Raw genomic sequence first — 25,295 nt, forward strand, 5'->3', positions numbered from 1 at the left:
ATTTCTTTCACTTTCGTTCTCCCCAGAGCGTTTTATTCTGAAACGGATGCACCCATCGAAACTTTTTTATACAATAACTAAAAGCTCAGTTAACCGAGTAAGACATATCTCGCCATCGACGCAGCTGATGATATATCTCAATTTCATGAAAGGCTCGATTTTCCCATATTAACGTTCCTGGAAGTTTGATTTCATACACCCCATTCGTAATCTCCTTATATTCCTCGATAACACCCTCTTTCTTGGCTTTATTTAATACCTTGACACTATCCGGAGTGATATCAATCACCCTCCGTTTTTGCTCAATACAGAGAGAATTCCAGGCTTCTCCTTTAATTTCTGGATATTGGTTAAATATGTTTCTAATATCTTCCCAATTTCCCTGTATTAGCACATCGATTGCTTTGTCTAGGGGTGTCGGTTCTAACTCTAAATCCGACTCTTGGGGTTCCTCTAAATATTCTTGTGCTTCTGAGGCGCTAGTATAAGACCTAAACCTACTTGTTTCTTCGACTACTTCTAACTCGCTCCAATGGAAATAATTATTGAAACCATCAACTTTAACCAGGATGGGAGTGATATTCTCCCCATTTAATCCGATTACCTTACCTTGTCTGTTCCGAAGATTCCCTGTTTTAATTTCTACAGTAGCAGGTATATCGAATCCCATTGATACGAGAGCGTCATTACGAACGTCGGTGTCTACCCATGCCAACTCTTGCTCGAAGTTTTGATAGCTAGCCAAAGTTGCACCCCAAGTTTCTCGCCACAGGGGATTGTGGTTGACGGCATAATTAGAAAGATGCTTGAGGGATGTTCCATCATGCCGAACTATATTCGATATGGCATTCCATCTTTTTTCTTGGGGAACTGCTGCTTCCCATCGCTGGCAATTCTCCGCAATTAAGTTGCCCGTTTGATGATCAAGGAAGCCGATATCATCAACATCAGCTTGCAGTTGTTCGCTCAATTCTTGCCACTTATCTTTGACGGTTGGGATTTGATTGACTGATGGGATTGGTTCACTATAATGATTATCATCATTCACTCTCACACCAACACCATTCACATCACGGGCAGCGCTTTCTTCTTGTTGCCCTTCCCTAATCTTCTGATATAAATCAGCAACTGCCTCTCTGAGTATTGCTTGCGGTATTAGCCCGTACTCATCCATTAGCTTTTGAGTTAATACTCCCGTCTGCTGGTCATCTTCATATACGGGTGGAAACTGCGCGTAGCGTTCACCCCTGCAATTTCTATGCCATATTGAAGGTTTTTCTGGTAACTCCAATTCCTTCTCTTTCTTAAGTAATGCTTGCCTTTCTTTGATTAAACCAAGAACGCGATCGCAAGTTATATCATCTTCGTCAAGTTGGTTTAGTTCTTCGATTATCGGCTTGTATTTCTCTGAGCATAATCTTAATAACGTCGTAACGGGGATTTGGATTAGAGCATGGGGACGATGAGCAAAATCTTGGAAATGTTCTGCTAACTTGAGCGCCCGTCTTTCTTCTGAACTCCCCTTATCCCAACCGTACCCGTCGAGTAGTTCTCGATACTCTCGCTTGCTGTATCCGTTCTTGTATTCGTAAAGCAGGAAACTCATGTGGAGATATTCTATGGTGCTGGCTTCCAGATGCTTTACGGGGTCGGCATCTATAATATTATGAGTTTTTTGGTAGGTTGATTTTTGTAGTAGTTGCATGGTATTAATAAATTCTGATTTTGTTGTTTGGTCTTCCTTTAAGACCAAATTTTATTTATTTGACCAACTCAAATATTAAGCAGCACTTTGTTTTGCACTAGTTTGCTGTCTTTTTTTATAGACTGCGATCGCATATCCCAAGGTAATTTCGTAATGTTGGGGCATATCGCGCAACTCCATATCACAACCCCATTCGTATAACCTGCGTTTGGATATGTTTAAAGTTTGGGATAGTAAAGTAAAGCATTGCCCGCGAAATTTGGTGGAACTAATTACTTTCAATCTTTCCGATGGCGATAATCCGAGTAAAAGTATCTCCTCTATAAATTCCATCGCGCTTACTGCTGGCGCTTCATAATCGTGATGAATAATTCTGTTTAATTCTTCCTTTGATAGTGCTGCTTGCGCGTAGCTACAAGTAACTTTGGCATAATGAGGCATACCTTCAAAGTTGGGATTTTCACCCCATTCACGAACCGTCTTTCTCTTCATTCCTAATATCTTGGAGAGCAGTTTGACACATTTAGAGCAGTATCCGAAACTAGTTTCTTCTTCCAAAATGTTTTCGGATGAAAGTTGGTCAATATCGAAGCAGTAACGCAAGAAATGGCGGGGTTCGATATTTTCCGAGGGTAGGGTTTTGAGCATTTCGTAACTTTTCATAATCTTTATGGTTTTTGTGAACTTTAAAATACGATATCATAGCTAGAGCATCTCTAGTACAAAACTTTTCTCAATTAATTGTATAGTTTTTATGACAGAAGGCAAAACCTGTTGAAATTTCTGGACTTGACCCAAAGCGTAAGGGAATATATATGAAAAGTTCTAAAAAATCTACTATGGCGATTGATCCTCATAACACCAGATTGACTATTACGATATCGAAGTACAACTATAAAAAACTGTTGCATTGGGCTAAAATTCATGGGAAACAACCTACCGCTTTCGCAGGTCAGATAATTTCTTCGAGATTAGAAGCAAACACAAACCTTATTAAAGAACAAGTCGCGGATATGGCGAAAAGCGAGAATATTTCCGTTGAAGAATTAGAAGAAAGATGGGAAGAAGAAGACAACAAATTATAGGTAAAGATATATTGAGCTTATTAAGCCAAAATTAATTACTTTGACAAAAATGATGTTTTATCAATTATTGTCAAAGTTTTCAGTTGCTTTACCGGGTCGGCATCTATATTTATAGATTTTTTGGTAGCTAATTGATTTTTGTAGTCGTTGCATGGTATCGTACCCATTCGTCAAGTGTAGTCGAGTCTTTTTTTAGACCGACTTTTTCCTCTTTAAGTTAACCGACACCGATAAGGGTATTGGATTCGTGTCAAGAATAGTCGCAGACCATCTTGACCGTTTGTGGGAACCGCTTTATGCTTCTCAAGTAGCAGCCGACGATTTTGAAAATTGGTAAGGAGTAAAACATGGTACAGGCACCACAACAAATTACAGAATTTACAAAAGAAAAGGTACAACAAGCTGTAGATGCAATTCTTGACGTTCTTGGGGAACCAGAAACCGAGCTGCATCAAGAAGCACGTAATGCTTTTGTTCAAGGCGATTATGCTAGGGTAAAGCGATTAGCTTCCACTAATTTGTCAGACTATTACTGCAAATCCCTCGGATACCTTGGTGGCGCACTAAAGCTTACACCCAATACTGATACAATCCTTGCAGAATCTGCACGAGCGGCAGCAGATTTTAATAGAGAAAAGGTTTTATTTCAGCTTGGGAATGAGATAAAAAGCGCTTTGGGTTAATTTTTGTTTCAATCCTCGATTTTTCAATGTTTTCGCGGTTGTCGCAATTAATCTTTATTACCGATAATTTGCGATTAATTTAGATATTAATACTTTGTGATGGTAAAGTCAACACGCTATGTAGATAATAGCCACACATTTTTAGATTTAGTTGTTAAATTTCGTAAAGCTTGTGCAGTAACAGAATTAGAGATATATATTATTGATGCACCAAGACGATGGACGCAAACAACGTCTTTCTTTACTATGTAAAAAGCTTCGTGGTGATGAATCAGTGCGTTCTTTCACAAAAAAGCGTGCCAAAGAATTGGGAGGTATTAATTTTTCTACCTGGAGCGCTTGGGAAAGAGGTCAAGCAGATTTAAGTAAGGACTCTTTGGATAAATTAGTAAAATTTATTGGTTGTTCTCACGAAGCGCTTGGCGGATACTTAAATAACTTCATAGGCTTAGAAGAACTTTTTCAACCTTCTTCTAATAACTTTAAGCCAAATGAAGAATCAGATTTTTCCCCAGAAGTGACTACGGCATGGGTAAAATCGCTAGCTACACAAGATAAACTATTTGTCGCAACTCAAGGTTTACAAGCATTTCAAGAAGAATTTGATAAGTTTGTTGAAGCAAGAGCTAAAGAGAAAATAGAATTGCTATTAAATTTATTGTCCGCCAATACCTATCCTGAAAATTCCAAAATTGAAGAAACTGCAATAAAGTTGGATCTGTCGGTGGAAGATTTAAGGAAGTTGTGCGATCGCCATTTTAGTTAGTGAAAGTTTTCTCATTTTTATAAGTAACTTTTTGCAAAAGAATCAAAGTTATTTATGTCAAATGATGATGACGAACATAAGCAACGGCTTTCTGCCTTATGCAAACGGCTTCGTGGGGAAGAGTCGTTACGTTCGTTTACCAAAAAACGAAGCAAAGAGTTAAAGGGTATTAGTTTTGCCACCTGGGGTTCTTGGGAAAGATGCCAATCAGAACTAAGCCGAGATTCCTTAGAAAGGCTAGTAAGCTTTATCGGTTGTTCTTATAAATATTTCTTACTCTTATCTAAATGGTTTTATAACTTTAGAAGAATTACTTCAACCTACCCCAGTAAGCGAGATCGAGATAGATAATGAATCCGAGTCAACCCTTTCCCCAGATGCTGCTGCTGGTTGGATGAAGTCACTATCTCCTGAAGAGCAATTGCTTGTAGTTTCTCAGGGTTTTCAATTATTGCAAGGGCAGCTTGACAAGCTTGTTGAAACAAGAACTACAAAAAGAATAGAATTGCTTTCGGATTTATTATTCAGTAAAGATTATCCCGACAATTATAAAATTGAAACAATTGCAAAAAAACTTAATATGTCAGTAGAGTTTTTGAAGAAGTTGTGCGATCGCGTTTTTGAATCGTGAAATTTTATACTGAATCATCTTTCCAACCGCCGCATTCGGGACAATCCTAATGAACTCGTGCCGTGTAATTCCGGTCAAAATCTATACCACATTGGGGACACTTTCTGGTAAACATGGGGTAATTATCAAGTAATTCTAATTGCTAGTAATCTTCACCCAACTCTTTGAGTAGTTTGCTTAATTCTTCATCGTGTAAAATTTCATTTTGAGTCTTAGTATCAGAAACATAGCGCTTGTCATGCGACTAACTTCGTATATTCCTCTTCCGTTTGGGTTTAGTAAACAACCACGCTAAGAACCAAAAAAAGGTGGTAGCCACAAAACTCCACAGCAAAGATGATGCTAGGGGGTGAACTGGGTACTTAAAATTTATTATCCCTGGTGCGAAGGGTTTATCTATATGTTGCGTGACAACACCAGAAACTATTGCACCGCCGCCAAAGGCTATACCTAATCTTTGAATGGTATTTTCTAAAGAGCGATCGCGTTTAGCTTGTTCTACTTCTACTATGCCGCGAATTATCCCAATCATCTGCTCAAAGAGGTTTTGACCGGGGGTAAGATATTTGAGGTAGGTTTCTATTTGTTGCTGCCATTGCTTTTCGGCGCGATTTAGAAAGTCTTGCCAGAATTTGGGAGTATCTCCTCCGATAGCGGTAATTTTTTCTAAACAAGTTTTGTAATTACTTATATTTGTAGAAATAGCTGTGTAATGTGATTCTAAGTCTTGAAGAGAACGAGCATATTCAAGGCTTTTTTGTGGCATTTCTGCCAGTAATTCTTTGAGTGGTTGTAGGTCTTGGGAATCAGCTATAAGATTGGAAAAATCTTTTATCTTTTTTTCTAAGTAACTATAAATAACTCTTGCTTCTGGGTAGCGATTGCGAGCTTGCTGATAAATATAAAGAATTTTGTGACGACAACAGAGTAAATTTAATAGCCAGTCATAGGCTTCACCTGCTAGTTTTGGTGTTTGAGCTTGATTATTATTCAGGCATATCAAAATATGAGATTTTTTAGTTAGGTTTTGAGCATCATCGGGATCGGCTGCTTCGTATTCAAATAGTAAACTACCAAAAATTTCACCCTGCTTGATAAAAACCGGATTTAAGTTTGTTCCTGCAAACAATGCAACTGCGTATTGGTTAGCAAGTTCTTGACAGTTTTCATTTGCATCTACTTCCCCATAAATCCATAACGTTTGTCCTAGAGATGCTTGAATATTATGTGGTAGCAGAGAAGTTGGTTGGAAATGTTGCAGTTGCGCTACATCAATGGGTATGTGGGGTGATTCTGGGAAAAGAGTAAGATCCGCAGCATAAGTATCATTAAGTACAAAAGGCTGAATCTTGGCATTAATTCTAAAACCTTCTGTTGTAGAAATGCTACCTAAATCTATGCTGCCAGAATCTGTTAACCACTCAGTTTGCATACCTTGCTCAGCTTCGGGGTAGTAATTGCCATTGTGATAACAAATTAATTTTGACCGTAAATCTTTCAAATAAGAAAATAAAAGTGAATTTTCACCCAGCTTTGCTAGATTTTCCCATAAAAGGTTAGCATCTACATCAACTTCATCGGGAGCATCCGTCAAACTATGGCGCAGATGGAAAGTATAAAGACTGATGGTAAAATTCTTCACTGCTGCTGTTTAGGTGGTGGGGGATTCAACAAAGGCGAGTTCTTTTTAATGCTATTATCTAACAGTTCTTTGTAAGGTAGGCTAGGCTGATTGGGTTTAGTAGGAGATTGGCTATTAGCTATACCCAAATTTTTATCTAAGTCAATGGAAGATGAAGAACTGATTACTTCTAGTTTCTGCTCATAAGCTTGTAGAATTTGATTGCGGGAATCAAATTGTAACCAATTTTCAATTATTTCTGATATTTCTTCCACATCTTCTGGGAAATTGCTAGATAGTTGATGCAATTCATCCCAATCTTGATGAGAAATCAAGTTAGATTTAGATTCAATAACTTGAATAAAAGCCCGAATGCTATTGTCGTAAATTGACATTAATCATACTCCTTTACCTGTAACAAAAAAAGCTGACCAATAAAAAGGTGATTCAAAGGGTTTAATAGTTGCACTATAGTTCTGGGCAAAGTATTTATCTAGCTCTCTTCGCCAAGCTAAACTCAGTGATGAATTCTTCAGCCAGTCTTGAAATCCTTGTGCTGTAGTATCCCTTAACCAGCGTTGAGTTATATTTAGAGCTACTGTAATACTATTTTGTGTCCGTAATTCTTCGTAAAATTTAATCATCAATAAAGCAGTAGCAGTAGCACTTACAGTCCAGAGACTACTAACTACATTTGTGCTACCAGCTAAAAGGAAACCGTAGGGTAAGCCAATGTACTCATCACTCAGATTGAAATCAATTACACCTGTTTCGCAAGCAGCAAGAGTGACTAAGCGACAATTTTTCAATTTGAAATGAGCAATTATATCAGCCAAAGTAATATTCTCATCGGCTAATTGTAAACCAGAATCAAAGGAGGAACTAATATTAAAGAAACCGTGACAAAAGAAAAATATATTGTGAGCTTGAGCTAATTTTTCATTTAATGTAAAAAGTTTGGTGTTTTCATCATGATGGAGAATTTCAGCTTTTTTAGCATTTGCTTCTTTTAAAACATAGTTATCTGTAAATTGTTTTTTGATAGCTGAAACTGCTCCTAAATCCTTACCATAGTCTTGATATAAGTCTTCTGTAGGGTTTTGTATCGCAAACAGGGATTGAAAATCAGGACGTTCTCGCTTTTGTATTTGTTGCAGTATTTGACAACTGGGAGCATAGCTGACACCACCAGTAAATAAATCCATTAGACAAGGTGAATTCTCATAATTTTGACTTATTGGGAGTGCATGAAGGGGTAACAAGTGCAGGAAGTGATGGGGAATTAAGACAAGTTTATTGCAGTGATTTGGTATCTGGGCAAATATTTCATCAATGTGCAAAATGGAGGCTAATTCTTTGAGTTCTCCCCCTAAGCTATTCTGCCATTCTTCTTTTTTGTTATCGTAATTCCGCAAATATTGACTTCCCCAATTTCCCAAAGCTTTTCGGTTTTCTGTTTGGGATTGCCAAACATTTAACTCTCCTTTGTAGGTGATAACAAATACCAGAATTTTATCCTTAAGAACATACCACTCAATAATGGCTGTACGCTCATCCAAAATATACTGGAATGAATCAGATTTGAAGCCATAACCAACAGGTAAATAGTGGTTTTGTAATTTATTACGCTGCTGTCGCAAATGTTGCAGATGTTGTGCTAAAGCTTTGGGATTTTCAGCCTTGCCATTTTGAATTTTATATTGTCCTGTAGCTATCTCATCTCTGTATTTTTTTAATTGAGTAACAATATTTGCAGGAAAGATAGTTTTTGAGTCACGTTCTAGGATTTGTTCAACTAAATTGCGGGTTTTACTACGCTCAACATATTCGATTGCTTCTGTGATATTACCTAATTCCAAGCACACTTCTATCATGTTGCTATAAAGCTCGTTCCATTTTTCTGCTTGTTTGCGCTTACTTTCTTCGCCAGAAACTATTTCTTCTCGTAAGGATTCTGTAGTGGTGATGGCAGATGCAAAGCTAGTATAAGCTAAATTGGGCTGGTTTGCATTCTGGTAAACTTTCCCAAGGATAAATAAAGTTTCTGCATGATTTTGGGGAAGGGCTTCGTGTGTTCTTACAGCCAAACTAGCATTACAAGAAGCTATTGCCAATTCTAAATTTTTTGCCCGCTCTCCTTTAATTCTCTCAGTGTAAGCAAGAGCGAGATTATTTTGTGCGCTTGACCATTCAATAGGAAAAGCTTCAAAAGTTCTTACTTTAAGAGCTTCTTGCAAACAAGCAATTGCTAGTTCTAAATTTTCTGCTCGCTCTCCTTTAATTCTCTCAGTGTAAGCAGCGCCGAGATTATTTTGTGTGGCTGACCAATCAACAGGAAAAGCGTCAAAAGTTCTTACTTTAAGAGCTTCTTTAAAACAATCAATTGCCAGTTCTAGATTTTCTGCTTGCTCCCCTCTAATTCTTTTAATATAAGCAGTAGCGATATTATTTTGCATCATTGCCCATTCATAGGGAAAAGCTTCAAAAGTATAGACCTTCAGAGCATTCCGATAAAAAGCGAGCGCCAGTTCTAAATTCTCAGCTTTATTCCCTTTTATCCTGTCGGAGTAAAATTCACCCAGATTATTTTGCGTTCTTGCCCATTTATTGGGAAAATCTTCAAAAGTATATAATTTCAAAGCTTGTTGAAAACAAGCAAGTGCCTGCTCTAGGTTTTCAGCTTTATCCCCTATGATTCTGTCAAGGTAAGCAGTAGCCAGACTATTTTGCGTGGTTGCCCAATCAACAGGAAAAGTCTCTAAAGTCTGTACTTTGAGAGCTTCTTGCAAACAAGCAATTGCCAGTTCTAAATTTTCTGCTCTCTCCCCTCTGATTCTGTAAATATAGGCATTAGCAAGATTGTTTTTAACCTTTGCCCAAACATAAGGAAAATCTTCAAAAGTATACACTTTCAAAGCATTTTGGGAACAAGTTATCGCAGATTCTAAATTATCTGCTTTCTCCCCTTCAATTCTTTCAATGTAAGCATTAGCAAGATTATTTTGTGTACCTGCCCAATCAACAGGAAAGGTATCTAAAGTATTTACTTTGAGAGCTTCTTGGGAACAAACGAGTGACTGCTCTAAATTATCTGCTTTCTCCCCTTTAATTCTTTGAATGTAAGCATTAGCAAGATTATTTTGCGTCCTTGCCCAATCATAAGGAAATGCCTCAAAAGTTCTGACCTTTAAAGCATTTTGAAAACAAACGAGTGACTGCTCTAAATTATCTGCTTTCTCCCCTCTAATTCTTTCAATGTAAGCAGTAGCAAGATTATTTTGTGTACCTGCCCAATCATAGGGAAATGCCTCAAAAGTAAATACTTTCAAAGCTTCTTGGGAATAAACTAGTGACTGCTCTAAATTATCCGCTCGCTTCCCTTTGATTCTGTAAAAGTAAGCCATAGCAAGATTATTCTGCGTCCTTGCCCAATCATAGAAAAATGCTTCAAAAGTGTGTACTTTCAAAGCTTCTTGATAACAAGCAATTGCTAATTCTAAATTATCTTCTTGCTCCCCTTTGATTCTACAAAGGTAAGCATTAGCAAGATTATTTTGTGTACCTGCCCATTCATAGGGAAAAGCTTGCTGGGTGTAAACTGTCAAGACGACTTTAAAGCCAGTTATGGCAATTTCTATATTGCTAACTGTGTTACCCAAGGGGAATCTACTAACTATACTGCTAAAAAGCTGAATAACTTCTGCTAGATATTTTGCCTGATTTATTTGTGCATCTCTGAGTACATTTACGCCCCACTCACGCAATATTTCTATTGATACTTCATTAATTTTGTCTGTATTCTTTGCAAGCAGAGGATAAATTACTTGCGGATCACCTTGGCTTGACTCAGTTTTTTGGAGTACCTGCATCAAAAATAGAAAATTCCTAAAATAACTTGCCAAGGCTTCCAAGAAATTTGCTTTATTCTCATCTCCCTGCCGCGAAAACATCTGTGCTGATGCTTCTACCGTCTGCAAGAAACCTGCATCAAGTAAATATTGGTTTGCTGCCAAAATTTCTTGTATTTCATCTTTGCTACTAGAACTCAGCAGGTTTTGTATCAATTGAAGATAGGCTTGTTGACGCTGTTCTTTCATGAGTAAGGGGGTGAGCAACCACACATTGTATGATAAAAAATCAACATCGGTACCCTAAATTCCGGAAAACTACGGAAATTAGCCAATAATTTGATATTCAAATTAACCGTTGTGGTGTTAGTCGCGGTACTCGAGCAACTTTATAAAACCTGTAAGCTGAGTTTTTAGTTATACTTTATGCTTCTGCTAAGTCCTTATTTCTGACTAGCTTTTACACAATTACTTCATTTAAACTCTAAAAAATCATTTTATCCACAGTTATAAAGTAGGAATACTATTTTGGTAAATTGACATTAACTATACTCCTTTACCTGTAACAAAAAAAGCTGACCAATAAAAAGGTGATTCAAAGGGTTTGGTAGTTGCACTATAGTTCTGGGCAAAATATTTATCTAGTTCTCTTTGCCAAGCCTTACTTAGTTGTGAGTTCTTCAGCCAATCTTGAAATCCTTGTGCTGTAGTATCCCTTAACCAGCGTTGAGTGGTATTGAGAGCTATTGCAATACTACTTTGTGTCTGTAATTCTTCGTAAAATTTAATCATCAATAAAGCGGTAGCAGTAGCACTTACAGTCCAGAGACTACTAACTACATTGGTGCTGCCAGCTAAAAGGAAGCCATAAGGTAAGCCAATGTATTCATCACTCACATTATTGGAATCTATCACACCTGTTTCGCAAGCAGAAAGAGTCACTAAGCGACAGTTGTTCAACTTGAAGTGAGAAATTATATCAGCCAAAGTAATATTTTCATCGGCTAGTTGTAAACCGGAATCTAAGGAAGAATTCGGATTAAAGAAACCGTGACAAAAGAAAAATATATTATTAGCTTGAGCTAATTTTTCATTTAATGTAAAAAGTTTTGTGTTTTCATCATGATGGAGAATTTCAGCTTTTTTAGCATTTGCTTGTTTCAAAACATAGTTATCAGTAAATTGTTTTTTGATAGCTGAAACTGCTCCTAAATCCTTTTCATAATCTTGATATAAGTCTTCTGTGGGGTTTTGAATCGCAAACAGAGATTGAAAATTAGGTCGTTTGCGTTTTTGTACCTGTTGCAGTAGTTGACAACTGGGTGCATAACTCACACCACCAGCAAATAAATCTAGAAGACAAAGCGGATTTTCTGAATTTCGATTTACTGGAATTGCATGAAGGGGGAATAAATGCAAGAACGTATGGGGAATTAAGATGAGTTGATCGCAGTGCTTTGGTATTTGGTTTAATATTTCATCAATGTGCAGAATCGAGGCTAATTTATTGAGTTCTTCCCCTAAGTTATTCAGCCATTGGTCTTTTTGATTGTAATAGTTCTGTAAATATTGATTTATCCAATTTCCCAAAGCTTCTCGATCTTCTAGTTGGGATTGCCAAACTGTTACATCTCCTTGTTTTGTGACAATAAACGCCAGAATTTTATCGTTGAGAATATACCACTCGATAATGGCTGTATGCTCATTTAAAGTAGGTTGGAAGGAGTCAAATTTAAAACCATAACCAACGGGTAAGTATTGGTTTTGCAATTCATTACGCTGCTGTCGCAATTCTTGGAGATGTTTTGCTAGAACTTGGGGATTTTCAGCTTTGCCATTTTGGATTTGATATTGTCCTACGGCTATTTCATCCCTGTATTGTTCTAATTGAGTCACTACTTCTGGAGGGAAGATGGTTTTAGAGTCACGTTCGAGGATTTGTTCAACTAAATAGCGGGTTTTACTACGTTCAACATATTCAATTGCTTCGGTAATCTTATTTAATTGCCAGCAAACTTCTACCATGCGGCTATAAACGTTGTTAAAGTGTTCCGCTTGTTTGCGTTTGCTTTCTTCACCAGATACTATTTCTTCCCGTAAAGATTCTACTGTGGCAATGGCAGATTCAAAAGTATTGTATGCTAAGACAAACTTGTTTGCGTCTTGGTAAGTAATTCCCAGTCCAAACAAACTTTGTGCATGGTTTTCAGGCAAAGCTTCTCTAGTAAAGACAGTTAAAGCAGCAGTATAAGCAGCGATCGCCTGATCGATGTTCTCTGCCCTGTCTCCTTTAATTCTAGAATAGTAGGCAATTGCGAGATTATTTTGCGTTGCTGCCCAATTTTGAGGGAAAGCTTCCCTGGTGTAGACAGTTAAAGCAGCAGTAGAAGCAGCGATCGCATTTTCGATGTTATCTGCTTTGTCTCCTTTTATTCTATGGCTGTAGGCAAGTCCGAGATTATTTTGCGTCATTGACCAATTTTGAAGGAAAGCTTCTCTGGTGTTGACAGTTAAAGCAGTATTATAAGATGCGATCGCCTGATCGATGTTCTCTGCCCTGTCTCCTTTAATTCTAGAATAGTAGGCATTTGCGAGATTATTTTGCGTCATTGCCCAATCAATAGGCAAAGCTTCTCTGGTTCTGACAATTAAAGCAGCATTATAAGATGCGATCGCCTTTTCGATGTTATTTGCCTTGTCTCCTTTTATTCTCTCCCTATAGGCATTTGCGAGATTATTTTGCGTATCTGCCCAATCAGTAGGGAAAGCTTCTCTGGTTCTGACAATTAAAGCAGCATTATAAGATGCGATTGCCTTTTCGATGTTATCTGCCTTGTCTCCTTTTATTCTATCCCAGTAGGCAATTGCGAGATTATTTTGCGTTGCTGCCCAATCAGTAGGCAAAGCTTCTCTGGTTCTGACAGTTAAAGCAGCAGTAGAAGCGGCGATCGCCTTTTCGATGTTATCTGCCTTGTCTCCTTTAATTCTCTCCCTATAGGCAATTGCAAGATTATTTTGCGTCATTGCCCAATCAGTAGGCAAAGCTTCTTCTTTGTAGACAGTTAAAGCGGCAGTAAAAGCAGCGATTGCCTTTTCGATGTTATCTGCCTTGTCTCCTTGAATTCTATCCCTGTAGGCATTTGCGAGATTATTTTGTGTTGTTGCCCAATTTTGAGGTAAAGCTTCTTCTTTGTAAACAGTTAAAGCGGCAGTATAAGCCTTGATCGCATTTTCGATGTTCTCTGCCTTGTCTCCCTTAATTCTATCGCTGTAGGCAATTGCGAGATTATTTTGCGTTGCTGCCCAATCAGTAGGCAAAGCTTCTCTAGTTCTGACAGTTAAAGCAGCAGTTAAAGCAGCGATGGCTTTTTCGATGTTATCTGCCTTGTCTCCTTGAATTCTATCCCTGTAAGCAATTGCGAGATTATTTTGTGTCATTGCCCAATTTTGAGGCAAAGCTTCTTCTTTGTAGACAGTTAAAGCAGCAGTAAAAGCAGCGATTGCCTTTTCGATGTTATCTGCCTTGTCTCCTTTAATTCTATCGCTGTAGGCAATTGCGAGATTATTTTGCGTTGCTGCCCATTGTTGAGGCAAAGCTTCTCTGGTTCTGACAGTTAAAGCAGCAGTATAAGCCTTGATCGCATTTTCGATGTTATCTGCCTTGTCTCCTTTAATTCTATCGCTGTAGGCATTTGCAAGATTATTTTTTATCATTGCCCAATCTTGAGGGAAAGCTTCCCTGGTGTAGACTTCTAGCACAACTTTATAGCCAGTGATAGCAATTTCCATATTGCTGGCTTTGTTACCAAAGGGGAATTGCTGAATTAAATTGCTAAAGTCACAAATACCTTCTGCTATAAATTTTGCATCTGCTTTCACTTCTCTCAGTGTATTTGTTTCCAAGCGACGTAGTATTTGTGCAAACACTCCATCGAGCTTGTCTGTATTCTGTGCCAGTAAGGGGTAGACTACCTGGGGATTACCTTTGCTGTCTGCGGTTGCTTGTAGCACCTCCCCCACGAATTGGAAATATGCTTCTATCTCCTCCTCACTCAGAAATTGCAAATCTACTTGATTATCTAGATTTAACACTTCTTTAAGATAACTTGCCAAATTTTGCAACCAATTTGCTGTATTCTCATTTCCATGTTGAGAATATATCTGTGCTAATTCTTCTACCGTATGCACAAATCCAACATCAAGTAAATCTTGGTGTGCGGCTAAAATCTCTTCTTCACCACTGGGCGAATCTAACAGGCTTTGAATGAGCTTGAGATAGTCTTGCTGACGCTGTTCGTTCATGGGATAAGGGCTGAGGTCTTTATAAGAACATTCAAAACCAGCACCCGAAAATCCGTAAAATTACAGAGATCAGATGATAAATAAAATATTATTTAATAATATTCCACCCCTTCACTTACAATGCAGTCCCAAAACCCAACTCAATAATCCCCCAAGGCAGAACGATTCAACTCGTCCTTATAAAACCGCCAATTGGGCATAAATTTATTCATCAAAGCCACAAACCGCTCCCCATGACTTCTCTCCAATAAATGCACCATTTCATGCACTACAACATATTCCAAGCAATGCCGATCTTTTTTAGCGAGTTCTAGATTTAACCAGATGCGTTTTGCTTGGGTGTTACAGGTTCCCCATTTGGTTTTCATCTGCTTTACTCCCCAATCTTCTACTTCAACGTTGATAATCTGCTCCCATTTGGCGATTAATTGGGGAATGTCTTGTTTTGATTGTTTGCGATACCAGGAAGTCATGGCGTTTTTGCGTTGGGTTTCGTTGCTTCCTTCTTTGACGTAAAGGTCAATATAGGTATTATTCCTAACTTCTACTTTAGAATTTCCTTGGTGATAAATAACGTTTATTAAATAGCGTTTTCCTTGAAAATAATGACTTTCACCAGATACGAATTCTCGTTTTGATTGGCGCTCTTGAGAGTTAAAGTTTGCTTGGTGTTTTTTTATCCAGGACAGTTTGGAGATGGCGAATAAACGCACGGCTTCGTCATCAATGTTTAATGGTGTGGCGATTCGTACCCGTCCGTATGGTGGATATACTGCTAAATGCAAGTTTTTGATTTTCTTTCTGACTACATCTATATTAAGTTCGCCGACTGTTATTTGATGCATTTGATTGGGGAATTGGTAATTGGTAATGGTTCATGGGTAATTGGTAAATTATTATTCTTCTGCCCTCTTACTAACTCCCCCTTTTATGCGCTTCAATACTCATGTTGGCTTTTGACTATTTCAAAAATACATTCGAGGTCTTCTGAGGATTCTAGATGCTTTTTAAACTTTTCTGCCAAGACGAGAAGGTACCAGCCCAGGTTGCTAGGAAAATGGAAGAATTCGCTGAAACAGAAAGTTTTTTCAGCTATATCTCAAGCCCCGTTTTTGCAATCATCACAAATCCTAAGCACCACCTTTTGATTCCTATCAAAGAAAATGCTGAAGCTGAAAGTGAAAAGTTTGCTATAGTAATCCTCAAGCATTTAGCAAAAGACTTGGAAACCCAATCAGTAGAAAGTGTTTGCGCTAAAGCTGAGGAAACTATACAAGCTTTCTTGCAAATGACTAAGGCGAGTATGACTCCAGAATTGATTCAAAAATTCGGGGATATTCCTATTTAAATAAATTACAGTATCATTGTACTACCTTTATAGATAATTATTATAAATGACCTTAGCCGTCACCGATAGAATCAAAAGCTTCAAAGATTTAAAAAGAAGCTTCAACTTAGAACAATCCAAAGACCTGGCATTTTTCAGCGAGTTATCCGAGGAGTTGCAAGAATTATCCCAGGAAGAAAAAGCCGGAGTTGGCAAGATTAAGAAGCGGTTTGATTACCAGCAAGAAGACGGCTTCCTTCTGGAAGGTACTGTTAATTTGCTTATTGTGTCCCCACTTCTGGAACTAGCCGGATTTCTTGACGAGCCATACCAAATCCGTTCTCCCTTCGGAGTAGAACTAGTTATTGATGATACGGTAGAAACTCTCCGTGGTTTTATTGACACCTTAGTAGTTAACAATAATTTATGGATTCTATCGCTTGAATCCAAACGAAGCGCGATTCCTGTAGGTGTTGCCCTTCCCCAACTCTTTGCCTATATGCTTGCCCAGCCACGACAAGGTAATCTAGCTTTTGGACTAGCTACCAATGGAGATGAATTTATTTTTCTCAAATTGGATTTCAGCGCCGAACAGCCCCTATACGGTTTTTCACGGGCTTACTCTCTGCTCCCGGTCAACCACGAGCTGGATATTGTTCTCAAGATTCTCAAAAGATTGGGTAATGCAGTTGCTGAAACTAAGGAAAATTAATTTACTAATTGGGTCTTTACAACCCACATTTTGCAAAATCACATAGTATTTGTCCTAATTGTGCAACAACCCACAAATTACATTACTATCCATCGACATATTATTAAAGACATGAAATATAGCAGTTAATTTTATGAGTGCTTATGTCTAAGGGCTTTAATCCAAATCCAAAACCAGACAAAGCTTATTCAAGTATCAAGACTCAAATCGAGTTACTTATTAAACAATCTCAAAGCGAATCGCAATTTAATACCAGTATTTCATACTACCAAGAAAAGATTTGCAATTTTAAAACGAGTTGCTAATGATTTAGCAATTAGCAACCCAAACTTAAACTTTCAAGTTCTTAGCGACAACGAAGACAGATACTGCTGTGTAGTTACCGAAACTAATCCTGGTGAAAAAGGTTTTTCTTATACTTGGGTAGAGCAGTCAAAAAGGTCTGGTAAGTGGTTAGTAATGGCACAACCACCGGGAGCGACAAGATTTGACAGTTTAACGGTATGGAATACTGAAGCTGATGCGCGTAGAGTTGCACTTGAAATATTTGATCCGATTAAAACTTTTCCACTTGATGAGTGGAATAAAAAGCACGATTCAAAATATTATCGGAGTTTTCTTAGAAGCTTACCTATGGACGAAGATGGCGTTGTTGGAATGATGAGTCCCCAAAGCATTGTAAATTTTGATATTGAAGCTCAAAACAAGTTAAAAGCTGATCACGACCAAGTTTTGAATTCTGAAATTACTAGAGAAGAATTTTTTCAAAAACTAACCGAAATTGCTCAAACGCAAAAAAATCGTTAAAGTCCGTTCAATAAAAAAACTGGACGCGCTGGGGACAACCCTTTGGGAAAGATTAGAGGGAGCGATCACTATTATCCTCGAATCTTGCTTGTTCGATGCTGGGAGATATTGCACCGAACAAGCAAGATTCGCTTGCAAAGCTTTCATAGCTACTGGTATCAGAATTTGAATGCAGCAAATTAAAGGTTGGCAGCAACCAACTTCTCAACCATAAGAAGAGTTAAGCGTTCAACAGCCAACAGCGAAAGAGATTAGTGAAGCGATCGATCGCCTGTGTATTTTGCTTTGGTACTGTTGACTCGAACCTAGTCCAACAGCAAAGAAGGATGGGCAGCCGCTGTATTTACCAACCGAACTAGGCAAGCAGCACGGTAAGGTGATTTTGCAAGAAGCGAGTAGAAATAACAAAACAATCCAGCAGTTGCGGTGGTTTCCGTCAGTGTTGGAATTGATGGATTAATAGTTATTAAAAGCAGCAACCGTCAAGAGGAAGCTGCTTTACGCAGATCAACCGTTTTGCCGACGCTCCGCGATCGTCCTTCCAGGGCGCGTGCCGATTGCCTTGGAGCCAGCCCGTACAAACCAATATCGCATTTATGTCTTACGAAGTCGATGCCTACGGCGTATCGCTCTATAAATACCTTTGAAGAAAAAAAGATGCACGAATAGATAGCGATCGCAAAATCTAAGACGGGAACTATAGTTACAAGCAAGGGGTATGGAAGGGCGATGGTCGGTCGTGCGCGTAGCGACGGAGAGGGCTTAAACCCGCCGCCTTCCCGATAGTAAAAACTTACTATGCTCTTATAACTTATCTCTCTTTATCTGTAAACTGGCGTTTCTGTTCAACTACAACTCGACCACCAAATTCTCCATCCCGGACTTCGCTGGGATGTCCTGCCGCATCCCAATTCTCCATAACACAATAGCTGTCACAGGTGAAGATTTGGGTGGGAGTCTCTATTAATGATTCGTTGTACGGTGCTAGTGGAATTGATATGTTTGTCCTCGCACCTAATAGCGGAACTGATACAATATACGATTTTGTTATCGGTGAAGATTATTTCGGATTAGCAGATGGTTTGAGTTTTGAACAACTTACCATTACACAAGGTACGAACGACAACGCTGATAATACCTTAATTAGCGTTGAAGATAATCAAGTTATAGCAACATTAGTTGGAGTCCAAGCCGATACGCTGAGTTTTTGGGACTTCAACATGATGTAAACCCAGGCGAAACCATGAAGGTCAAACAAATACCAGAGTAAACGATAATTTTTCTTAAAACTACAAATTCCGAAAACTCAGAAAGTTTGCTTGAATATGCAATTTTCCTTGTGAAGCTTCTAAATCTATGTCTATATGATATGTGTAAAGTACAGCGACTTAAGTTCCGATTGAATTGATTTTAACTTCAACCAAAGCAACAAGACTTGTGTAATAAAAATAAGTTCACAACTCTTGTCGCCAAGTTTTCAAGAGAGTTTATCTTGCTTAAAGTATTTTTTGAATTTCGATGAAATGTGAAGAAAACATTATTTATACGCAAAAGTCTCTATCCCAAAGATATGGGATTTCAATTGCGGCATTACAGTACTGGTACCCATATGCGGGAATAGTTAAGCCGAAAAAGCGTGGCGGCTACTTTGCTTTAGATGCAGTAGAAATTGCCGACCTTTTTTATGTAGCGACAAAGATAAGACGGCTGACTCACGAAGAGTATTTAGGTGCGATTCGTTGTTTAGTGAATCACGGTAATCAGTCCGTACATAACTAAGCCAGTGAAACTTAACCACGTGTTAAGCACTGAACTCTCAGGTTGATGTAGGTGAAAGTCCTACCCGCTAGATTCAAGCGTGACTCCTTATCTGCCCACACCGAACAGGCTCGATTCTTGTAGAGTGAAGCTGGGAACAGGGCGCAATCAGACGACTGTCATGGGTTGACACTGGTGCTAACAGGGAGTTCCTACGGTGAAACTGAGCCTAGAAAAGTAACCTACTCGTAAGCAAGGCATGACACAAAAACCTTGACTTCATCGGAGATTATACCCGCTGCACCCTCTAAATAGTAGCAGCAAGAATCCAGGGTATCCGATGGTTAAATTGGCTACACCTAACGGAACAAAAAGAGGCAATCAAATGATGCTTCATCATCTGAGGGAACGAATAAAAACGAATCAAAGGTCTTGGGGCAGTCGAACCCCAGGTAGGTAAGACGAGATACGGAATCCCTTTGATTCGGGTAGGATGCGGCGTAATTGCTGCAAGGTATTCAGAAAACACTTAGCGGAAGTAGAGCATGATTAGGCACAGTAAAACTACTAGTGAATCTTGGAAGAATCTAAACTGGAAGAAATTCCGTAAAGACTTATTTCGCCTTCAATGCAGGGTGTTCAAAGCTATTCGAGTAGGAGACAAGCGTAAAGCTTTGTCACTTCAAAAGCTTATTCTGAAGTCCAAAGCGGCTAGATTTTTGGCTATACGTCAAGTAACTCAGCTAAACGCAGGCAAGAAAACAGCAGGTGTAGACGGTAAAAAATCTCTTAATTTTAAAGAGAGATTTGAACTGGAAGCACTTTTGAAGAAGACTAGTAACAACTGGCATCACCAGAAGCTACGTAGTATACCCATTCTTAAAAAAGATGGAACTACCAGAATGCTGAAAATTCCAACTATGGCAGACAGAGCATGGCAATGCCTAGCTAAATACGCCCTAGAACCTGCACACGAGGCAACTTTCCATGCAAAAAGCTATGGTTTTAGACCGGGACGCTCAGCACATGATGCTCAGAGAATCCTATTCACTAACCTGCGCTCAACTAGCAACGGAATAAATAAGCGAGTCATAGAACTCGATATTGAAAAATGCTTCGATAGGATAAGTCACACCGCAATAATGGATAACCTCATAGCCCCTAAAGGCATCAAGTCAGGAATATTCCGATGCTTAAAAGCAGGAATAAATCCAGAATTCCCGGAACAAGGTACACCGCAAGGTGGAGTGGCGAGTCCGCTATTAGCTAACATCGCATTAAACGGTATTGAAAGTATTCATAGATACAAAGGTATCAACGGTAAGATGATAGAACCATCAATCCGTTATGCGGATGACATGGTAATAATTCTCAGACCTGAAGATGATGCGAACGAGATACTTGGAAGAATCAGTCAATTCCTAGCTGATAGAGGAATGAAGGTAAGTGAGAAAAAAACAAAGATAACCGCCGCGACTTCGGGATTTGACTTTCTAGGCTGGCACTTCAAAGTACAAAGCAACGGAAAATTTAGAAGTACTCCCTCAGTGGACAACTTCAAACAATTCCGTGAGAAAGTTAAGAAAATCGTCAATAACTCGAATTATGGTTCCAAGGTAAAAGCCCAAAAGCTTGCACCAATAGTTAGAGGCTGGAGAAACTACCATAAATTCTGCAAGATGGATGGCTCAAGGTTTTCACTATGGCACATCAATCACAGAGCATTTAAGGTATTCAACAAGGAAACCAAGAACACTAAAGAATCTACCACTAGGTTGATAGAAAAAGCGTTCCCAAAAGTCTCCTACTCCGAAAGCAAACACGTCATGGTTATAGGAAATAAATCTCCTTATGACAGAGATATAACCTACTGGAGCCAACGCAACAGCAAGTTATATGACGGACATACCTCTAAAGCCCTTAAAAGGCAAAACCATTCATGTGCAAAATGTGGTTTGAAATTTACAAGCGAAGAGCGAGTTCACTTACATCACATTGACGGTAATCATAACAACTGGAAAACAAAAAATCTAGTGGCGATACACGAGTCTTGCCATGATTATATTCACATGAGCAAAAGCCGCAAAGCTTAAGAATATCGGGAGCCGTGTACACGGAAACGGGTACGCACGGATCTAACTGAGAGGTGCGAGGGATAATACCCTCCATCGACTCAATCACAAAGTAATTCCTGCTGGTGGATTAGATAAGTTTATGCGTCAAACAAACGGACTTAGCTTGTACGATTTTTTGACTAAGCATATTCCTGAAGAAGAACAACAAAACCCAATTGTAAAAGTTGTAATTAGGAGGATAGAAAGAAATGAAGCACATCAACGCAGTAGCTCAAAGTTTGCAAACCACCCCTGAAATAGTAGCTAAAGTATGTCAAATATTAGAGTTAAAAATAAATAAAGATAATACTCTCAAACCTGATGTAGAAGAGCATCTGATTCAATTAAAACAAGTTGCTGCGGCTGAAAATATGTCATTAGAAGAAGCTGCCAATCATTTGTTACAAATGCGCGATGAGCGTTCGGGTAAGGAGCATGAATTTAATGAAGATGAGTATATTGAGCAAAGATTTGGTGTAAAACCCTCAGAAGCATCAACTAATAGTTTTGTTAAATTACTGCATTCAGATGTTGCTAGAGGAAAACAGCTAGCAGCATTGCGTCATAAAGTAGTTATCGAATCTTCTACCTTAATGTTGGAGGATTTGTTATTTAACGGAACTCAAGAAACATCTACAGAATTAGAAGAAAATCAAAACAAGATTTACGAGCGCATCGACAACGATTTTTTCGGCAAAGTCAATTGGGGGGAGGAGCCGCATCCATCGTTAGCGATACAGCCCCAACAATTGAAATCTCGCCACAAGACAAAATCCTTGCCAGAGAAGTCATCACCTTGATGATGCCGATATGCGATTCTTACCTTGCTCAAATGACAAATCAATATAAGGTTGTAGCGATGCAGGGAATGGGGATTGTGTTTTTGGGTAATTTTTCCGGGATGGTAGCGGGATTCGTGTTATCTCCTCCACAAGAAATAAATGTACCCAAAGTTATTGGTAGTTCGTTGTTCGGTGGCTTGGTTGGAATTGCGATCGCGCTTACTTTGATTTTAAAGATAACCAGGGAATTTAGTAATCATGAGAGCAATTAAAGATTTTTTAATTAATATTGGTGGCGGAATATTGACTGGATGCGGTATCAGCGGATTTGTAGGGCAAATGATGGGAGTCGGTGCAGCACTTGCATTGAATCCTTTGTTATTGCTGATGGGCGCAGTTGTTGGTGGAGCTTGGGTTTGTATGCTGCGTTCAACTTTTGCAGCTTATTCAAGAGAACCTCTCTATTTAATAATTGATAACGGGTTATAGCCATGCAGCTACTTCCTAAAAGAGACAAATTTAATTCGAGTAATACGAATGCTATACCTAAAAAGCGCAGCAGAAAAATCGATATAGTGTTGTGGGTGTGTTGTGCGACGGTTGGACTGGGTTCGGTGCTGGCTGCTGCTGCAATTATTGTAGGTAGACGCGGTGAAGTTCCATCTAGTGTTTCTGCTATTACTCGCGCTAAAGAAATTGTAGATTCCCGACGGCGGGTTTATATTGAAAAACTTACCCGCACCGACTTCCATCCCGACGAGTTACAAAACTCCAGTGTTGATGGAGAAGTAACGCTAACGGGGTGGCGGCAATTAGCTGCGGCGCAATGGAGTGGAGAAATATTGCAAAATATTAACAACCAGCAGAGTAATGAAAAATCAGCTTTTTTTAGATTGCACCACATGGCAGCACTGGCTATTACCAAGCAGGATACGATGGATGCTTTGGTTGAGGTGGCAGCGGGTAATAATACTTTTACCTATAGCTATACCAAAACTGATGGTACTAGAGTTGAGCAAAAGTTGAGTACGGGTGGTGCTGCGGTTTTGCTTTTAGGTAAGTTAGAAGCCATAGATTATGCTGAGAATCTACAAAATAGACCGATTGTTGACTTGAATCAGATGGTAACGCAAATCCAAACGGTACAAGAACCTTACGCTCTATCCCAAGCTAATTATTTGCGGGTGCAAGGGTATAAAGACCCCGTGCGGCAGTTATCAGAAGTACCGATAATACGTCAACGGATAGCCGAATCGTTACGTCTGAGAAGGTTGAAATTGCAGCAATTAAAAAAATCAAAACAAGATAAAGGAGATTAATAGATGTGTATGTCAAATTTATTGGCGCGGGTATATGTTTCGTGCTTTCGCTGTTTAACGTGTTGGGTGCCATGCAGCGGGTTCCTATAAAGACGAGTGTTGGTGATTCATCGCGTCCCGCTGTTGCGATGATGAAATCTCCGGGAGCTAATTTGAATTGGTTATCGGGTGGAGTATTTTTTGCAGCAAGCATCGGGTTAATTGGTTGGGCAATTTGGGAATACAACTCCAACATTGACCTTGGTATTGATTCAACTGAGGCTCCAATTACACCTCTTACCCCATCTATACCCGAAATCGACAGTCAAAAATTAAACGATGATGTTGCAATCCCCGACATGGAACCAATTCAATCCCAGCAATATGAAAGTGTTAAGCCCGAATTTCAAAACTTAGTTCAATTTCGTCGTCGTACTGCCGACGGTAGCGTGCCGATAACGCCCGAACAATTCAAGAATGCTTTAGAAGAAGAAGATTATTGGACTGACAAATAGGAGATAATTCATGGCAAACAATAGACGTAGAGATTTTAACGTTGACTATTCTCAACCCGGTCAATTAGCAACACAGCAGCAATTATCGCAAATGTTGCAACAAGCGAGTCAACAGCAATATCAGCAACCGACTATCAACGTAGAACCGTCATCGACAGGTTACGAGCAACAACCCGTTACAGTACACCACGTAAATAGACCAAACGTGCAACGAGTACCGGAGATTCATATTCCTGTTACCGATATTTGGAGAGCAGACCGTTTTCATCCGCACAACAATCTCCGGTACTTTTGGTATATCTTTTACTGGCTCAAGGACGTTATTGCTTCTCCCGTAGGTATTGCCATCGTAATGATATGGCTGGCAATTGGTGGAATTAACTTTATGCTCAATGGTAATTATTCAGGACCTGGTTATGTACAGAATAGAGAGATTAAATTAACGCCGGAGAACTTGCCCAATCTAACTCCAGTTGTGGATTTGGTTGACTAATGTTTGTCCGCATTACATTTTGGCTGGTACTATGCTTATTCTTTGCTGATGTAGCCCAACCTGGATACTTAAAGTTTTGGCAGCCTAATATTAAACTATCCAATATTTATGTCAGGTTGCCGAGACTAAATAATAAAAAGACTTCCACAACACCTTCTCAAAAACCGGATTGCTCCCTTCCTGACAATGACTTAGAAGCAGTTCTTCAAGCTAGATTTGGCTGCCACAATGCGACTCCTGATTGATTTTAGTAGTACTACCGATACGAATACAAAAGGATCTGCGGTAGTAAATCCAATTTCCCCTAATTGGAAATATGGTTTTTCTACTTTGGTTTTATGTATGGCGATCGCGTTTCCCCAATTTTCTGGATGGGTTGAGTCTCAACTCCCGATTCGATTACTCCAACAACTTGCAAAAACTACGAATAACGTGACCGAATCAGAAAGTACAGCTTTTCCCACGATAAAAGGTTCACCTATCACGAGCGGCTTTGGTTGGAGAATTCATCCCCTTACTGGAGAACGTAAATTTCATTCCGGTATTGATTTTAAAGCTGATGAAGGTACTCCAATTTATGCTTTTGAAGCAGGCTTAGTTGAGTTTGCTGGTTCCAGAGGTGGTTATGGTAAAGCTGTTATCATCAATCACGGTGCGGGAAAGTCAACCCTTTACGGTCATGCGAAGGCGCTTTCTGTAAGAAAAGGACAACGAGTTGTAACAGGACAAATGATTGGGGAGGTGGGAAGTACGGGATTTTCCACCGGACCGCATTTACATTTTGAGGTGAGGCTAAATAATAAGCCAGTAAACCCGCGTCCCTATCTACAGCAACGCCGAAGATAAAA

25 protein-coding genes and 1 pseudogene are annotated in these 25,295 nt (G+C 39.1%); 19 read left to right on the forward strand and 7 right to left on the reverse strand.

Annotated features, from left to right (window positions below; genetic code table 11):
• Positions 1-85 precede the first annotated feature (85 nt).
• Positions 86-1,705: a hypothetical protein gene (locus VB797_RS10415; protein ID WP_323237601.1), complete on the reverse strand. Its 1,620-nt coding sequence runs from the start codon at positions 1,703-1,705 to the stop codon at positions 86-88.
• Between the two features lie 75 nt (positions 1,706-1,780).
• The gene (locus VB797_RS10420) at positions 1,781-2,368 is read right to left on the reverse strand and encodes a hypothetical protein (protein WP_323237602.1); all 588 of its coding nucleotides are present in this window, start codon (positions 2,366-2,368) and stop codon (positions 1,781-1,783) included.
• Positions 2,369-2,544: 176 nt separating this feature from the next.
• Here VB797_RS10420 and VB797_RS10425 point away from each other — a divergent pair, with 176 nt between their 5' ends.
• The 4 genes from VB797_RS10425 (at position 2,545) to VB797_RS10440 (ending at position 4,870) form a co-directional block, all read left to right on the forward strand.
• Positions 2,545-2,790 (forward strand): hypothetical protein, encoded by a 246-nt coding sequence (locus tag VB797_RS10425; protein WP_323237603.1) that lies wholly within the window; start codon positions 2,545-2,547, stop codon positions 2,788-2,790.
• 347 nt (positions 2,791-3,137) lie between these two features.
• Positions 3,138-3,473 carry a hypothetical protein gene (locus VB797_RS10430; protein ID WP_323237604.1) on the forward strand — a complete coding sequence of 112 codons (336 nt, stop codon included), beginning with the start codon at positions 3,138-3,140 and terminating at the stop codon, positions 3,471-3,473.
• Positions 3,474-3,678: 205 nt separating this feature from the next.
• Positions 3,679-4,239 (forward strand): helix-turn-helix transcriptional regulator, encoded by a 561-nt coding sequence (locus VB797_RS10435; protein WP_323237605.1) that lies wholly within the window; start codon positions 3,679-3,681, stop codon positions 4,237-4,239.
• Positions 4,240-4,633: 394 nt separating this feature from the next.
• Complete coding sequence (locus VB797_RS10440; protein WP_323237606.1) at positions 4,634-4,870, forward strand: hypothetical protein; 237 nt, start codon at positions 4,634-4,636, stop codon at positions 4,868-4,870.
• Between the two features lie 244 nt (positions 4,871-5,114).
• Here VB797_RS10440 and VB797_RS10445 read toward each other — a convergent pair whose 3' ends face one another.
• The 5 genes from VB797_RS10445 to VB797_RS10465 form a co-directional block, all read right to left on the reverse strand.
• Complete coding sequence (locus VB797_RS10445) at positions 5,115-6,512, reverse strand: hypothetical protein (protein ID WP_323237607.1); 1,398 nt, start codon at positions 6,510-6,512, stop codon at positions 5,115-5,117.
• Positions 6,509-6,886, reverse strand: coding sequence for a hypothetical protein (locus tag VB797_RS10450; RefSeq protein ID WP_323237608.1), 378 nt, complete (start codon positions 6,884-6,886; stop codon positions 6,509-6,511). The genes VB797_RS10445 and VB797_RS10450 overlap by 4 nt, the downstream gene beginning before the upstream one ends.
• Positions 6,887-6,889: 3 nt before the next feature.
• Positions 6,890-10,588, reverse strand: coding sequence for a CHAT domain-containing tetratricopeptide repeat protein (locus VB797_RS10455; RefSeq protein WP_323237609.1), 3,699 nt, complete (start codon positions 10,586-10,588; stop codon positions 6,890-6,892).
• Between the two features lie 297 nt (positions 10,589-10,885).
• Positions 10,886-14,641: a CHAT domain-containing tetratricopeptide repeat protein gene (locus tag VB797_RS10460; RefSeq protein WP_323237610.1), complete on the reverse strand. Its 3,756-nt coding sequence runs from the start codon at positions 14,639-14,641 to the stop codon at positions 10,886-10,888.
• A 140-nt stretch (positions 14,642-14,781) separates the two neighbouring features.
• Positions 14,782-15,486: a SprT family zinc-dependent metalloprotease gene (locus VB797_RS10465; RefSeq protein ID WP_323237611.1), complete on the reverse strand. Its 705-nt coding sequence runs from the start codon at positions 15,484-15,486 to the stop codon at positions 14,782-14,784.
• Positions 15,487-15,641: 155 nt separating this feature from the next.
• Between VB797_RS10465 and VB797_RS10470 the strand changes: the two genes are divergently transcribed.
• The 15 genes and pseudogenes from VB797_RS10470 (at position 15,642) to VB797_RS10540 (ending at position 25,293) form a co-directional block, all read left to right on the forward strand.
• Positions 15,642-15,989, forward strand: a complete 348-nt coding sequence (locus VB797_RS10470; RefSeq protein WP_323237612.1) for a hypothetical protein — start codon at positions 15,642-15,644, stop codon at positions 15,987-15,989.
• A 46-nt stretch (positions 15,990-16,035) separates the two neighbouring features.
• Positions 16,036-16,680, forward strand: coding sequence for a type I restriction endonuclease subunit R (locus tag VB797_RS10475; protein ID WP_323237613.1), 645 nt, complete (start codon positions 16,036-16,038; stop codon positions 16,678-16,680).
• 459 nt (positions 16,681-17,139) lie between these two features.
• Positions 17,140-17,487, forward strand: a complete 348-nt coding sequence (locus VB797_RS10480; protein WP_323237614.1) for a hypothetical protein — start codon at positions 17,140-17,142, stop codon at positions 17,485-17,487.
• A 426-nt stretch (positions 17,488-17,913) separates the two neighbouring features.
• A complete protein-coding gene (locus VB797_RS10485; protein WP_323237615.1) occupies positions 17,914-18,156 on the forward strand; it encodes a hypothetical protein in 243 nt (80 codons plus the stop codon).
• Between the two features lie 281 nt (positions 18,157-18,437).
• Positions 18,438-18,716, forward strand: coding sequence for a hypothetical protein (locus VB797_RS10490; RefSeq protein ID WP_323237616.1), 279 nt, complete (start codon positions 18,438-18,440; stop codon positions 18,714-18,716).
• A 289-nt stretch (positions 18,717-19,005) separates the two neighbouring features.
• Positions 19,006-19,215 (forward strand): annotated as a pseudogene (locus VB797_RS10495) (hypothetical protein); the annotation flags it as partial.
• 575 nt (positions 19,216-19,790) lie between these two features.
• Positions 19,791-21,338 (forward strand): group II intron reverse transcriptase/maturase, encoded by a 1,548-nt coding sequence (locus VB797_RS10500; RefSeq protein ID WP_323237617.1) that lies wholly within the window; start codon positions 19,791-19,793, stop codon positions 21,336-21,338.
• Between the two features lie 230 nt (positions 21,339-21,568).
• Positions 21,569-22,159 (forward strand): hypothetical protein, encoded by a 591-nt coding sequence (locus VB797_RS10505; protein ID WP_323237618.1) that lies wholly within the window; start codon positions 21,569-21,571, stop codon positions 22,157-22,159.
• Between the two features lie 32 nt (positions 22,160-22,191).
• Complete coding sequence (locus VB797_RS10510; RefSeq protein ID WP_323237619.1) at positions 22,192-22,413, forward strand: hypothetical protein; 222 nt, start codon at positions 22,192-22,194, stop codon at positions 22,411-22,413.
• Entirely contained in the window at positions 22,400-22,630 is a 231-nt protein-coding gene (locus VB797_RS10515) for a hypothetical protein (protein ID WP_323237620.1), read from the forward strand. The genes VB797_RS10510 and VB797_RS10515 overlap by 14 nt, the downstream gene beginning before the upstream one ends.
• A 2-nt stretch (positions 22,631-22,632) precedes the next feature.
• Positions 22,633-23,460: a phage terminase large subunit family protein gene (locus VB797_RS10520; RefSeq protein WP_323237621.1), complete on the forward strand. Its 828-nt coding sequence runs from the start codon at positions 22,633-22,635 to the stop codon at positions 23,458-23,460.
• Positions 23,461-23,465: 5 nt separating this feature from the next.
• Complete coding sequence (locus tag VB797_RS10525; RefSeq protein ID WP_323237622.1) at positions 23,466-23,954, forward strand: hypothetical protein; 489 nt, start codon at positions 23,466-23,468, stop codon at positions 23,952-23,954.
• A 10-nt stretch (positions 23,955-23,964) separates the two neighbouring features.
• Positions 23,965-24,447, forward strand: coding sequence for a hypothetical protein (locus tag VB797_RS10530; protein WP_323237623.1), 483 nt, complete (start codon positions 23,965-23,967; stop codon positions 24,445-24,447).
• Positions 24,447-24,692 (forward strand): hypothetical protein, encoded by a 246-nt coding sequence (locus VB797_RS10535; protein ID WP_323237624.1) that lies wholly within the window; start codon positions 24,447-24,449, stop codon positions 24,690-24,692. The genes VB797_RS10530 and VB797_RS10535 overlap by 1 nt, the downstream gene beginning before the upstream one ends.
• Positions 24,676-25,293 carry a M23 family metallopeptidase gene (locus VB797_RS10540; protein WP_323237625.1) on the forward strand — a complete coding sequence of 206 codons (618 nt, stop codon included), beginning with the start codon at positions 24,676-24,678 and terminating at the stop codon, positions 25,291-25,293. The genes VB797_RS10535 and VB797_RS10540 overlap by 17 nt, the downstream gene beginning before the upstream one ends.
• The last annotated feature ends 2 nt before the right edge of the window (positions 25,294-25,295 follow it).

Origin of the sequence: Rivularia sp. UHCC 0363, from assembly GCF_034931125.1 — a bacterium.
Lineage (GTDB): Bacteria > Cyanobacteriota > Cyanobacteriia > Cyanobacteriales > Nostocaceae > Rivularia.

Excerpts from the sequence above, each read along its gene's own strand:
- VB797_RS10430 (WP_323237604.1), top strand. The coding sequence starts at position 3,138 with ATGGTACAGGCACCACAACAAATTACAGAATTTACAAAAGAAAAGGTA.
- VB797_RS10515 (WP_323237620.1), top strand. The coding sequence starts at position 22,400 with ATGAGAGCAATTAAAGATTTTTTAATTAATATTGGTGGCGGAATATTG.
- VB797_RS10450 (WP_323237608.1), bottom strand. The coding sequence starts at position 6,886 with ATGTCAATTTACGACAATAGCATTCGGGCTTTTATTCAAGTTATTGAA.
- VB797_RS10520 (WP_323237621.1), top strand. The coding sequence starts at position 22,633 with ATGCAGCTACTTCCTAAAAGAGACAAATTTAATTCGAGTAATACGAAT.
- VB797_RS10420 (WP_323237602.1), bottom strand. The coding sequence starts at position 2,368 with ATGAAAAGTTACGAAATGCTCAAAACCCTACCCTCGGAAAATATCGAA.
- VB797_RS10465 (WP_323237611.1), bottom strand. The coding sequence starts at position 15,486 with ATGCATCAAATAACAGTCGGCGAACTTAATATAGATGTAGTCAGAAAG.
- VB797_RS10510 (WP_323237619.1), top strand. The coding sequence starts at position 22,192 with ATGACAAATCAATATAAGGTTGTAGCGATGCAGGGAATGGGGATTGTG.
- VB797_RS10470 (WP_323237612.1), top strand. The coding sequence starts at position 15,642 with ATGCTTTTTAAACTTTTCTGCCAAGACGAGAAGGTACCAGCCCAGGTT.
- VB797_RS10500 (WP_323237617.1), top strand. The coding sequence starts at position 19,791 with ATGATTAGGCACAGTAAAACTACTAGTGAATCTTGGAAGAATCTAAAC.
- VB797_RS10530 (WP_323237623.1), top strand. The coding sequence starts at position 23,965 with ATGGCAAACAATAGACGTAGAGATTTTAACGTTGACTATTCTCAACCC.
- VB797_RS10455 (WP_323237609.1), bottom strand. The coding sequence starts at position 10,588 with ATGAAAGAACAGCGTCAACAAGCCTATCTTCAATTGATACAAAACCTG.
- VB797_RS10435 (WP_323237605.1), top strand. The coding sequence starts at position 3,679 with ATGCACCAAGACGATGGACGCAAACAACGTCTTTCTTTACTATGTAAA.
- VB797_RS10475 (WP_323237613.1), top strand. The coding sequence starts at position 16,036 with ATGACCTTAGCCGTCACCGATAGAATCAAAAGCTTCAAAGATTTAAAA.
- VB797_RS10480 (WP_323237614.1), top strand. The coding sequence starts at position 17,140 with ATGGCACAACCACCGGGAGCGACAAGATTTGACAGTTTAACGGTATGG.
- VB797_RS10540 (WP_323237625.1), top strand. The coding sequence starts at position 24,676 with ATGCGACTCCTGATTGATTTTAGTAGTACTACCGATACGAATACAAAA.
- VB797_RS10415 (WP_323237601.1), bottom strand. The coding sequence starts at position 1,705 with ATGCAACTACTACAAAAATCAACCTACCAAAAAACTCATAATATTATA.
- VB797_RS10440 (WP_323237606.1), top strand. The coding sequence starts at position 4,634 with ATGAAGTCACTATCTCCTGAAGAGCAATTGCTTGTAGTTTCTCAGGGT.
- VB797_RS10460 (WP_323237610.1), bottom strand. The coding sequence starts at position 14,641 with ATGAACGAACAGCGTCAGCAAGACTATCTCAAGCTCATTCAAAGCCTG.
- VB797_RS10505 (WP_323237618.1), top strand. The coding sequence starts at position 21,569 with ATGAAGCACATCAACGCAGTAGCTCAAAGTTTGCAAACCACCCCTGAA.
- VB797_RS10535 (WP_323237624.1), top strand. The coding sequence starts at position 24,447 with ATGTTTGTCCGCATTACATTTTGGCTGGTACTATGCTTATTCTTTGCT.
- VB797_RS10425 (WP_323237603.1), top strand. The coding sequence starts at position 2,545 with ATGGCGATTGATCCTCATAACACCAGATTGACTATTACGATATCGAAG.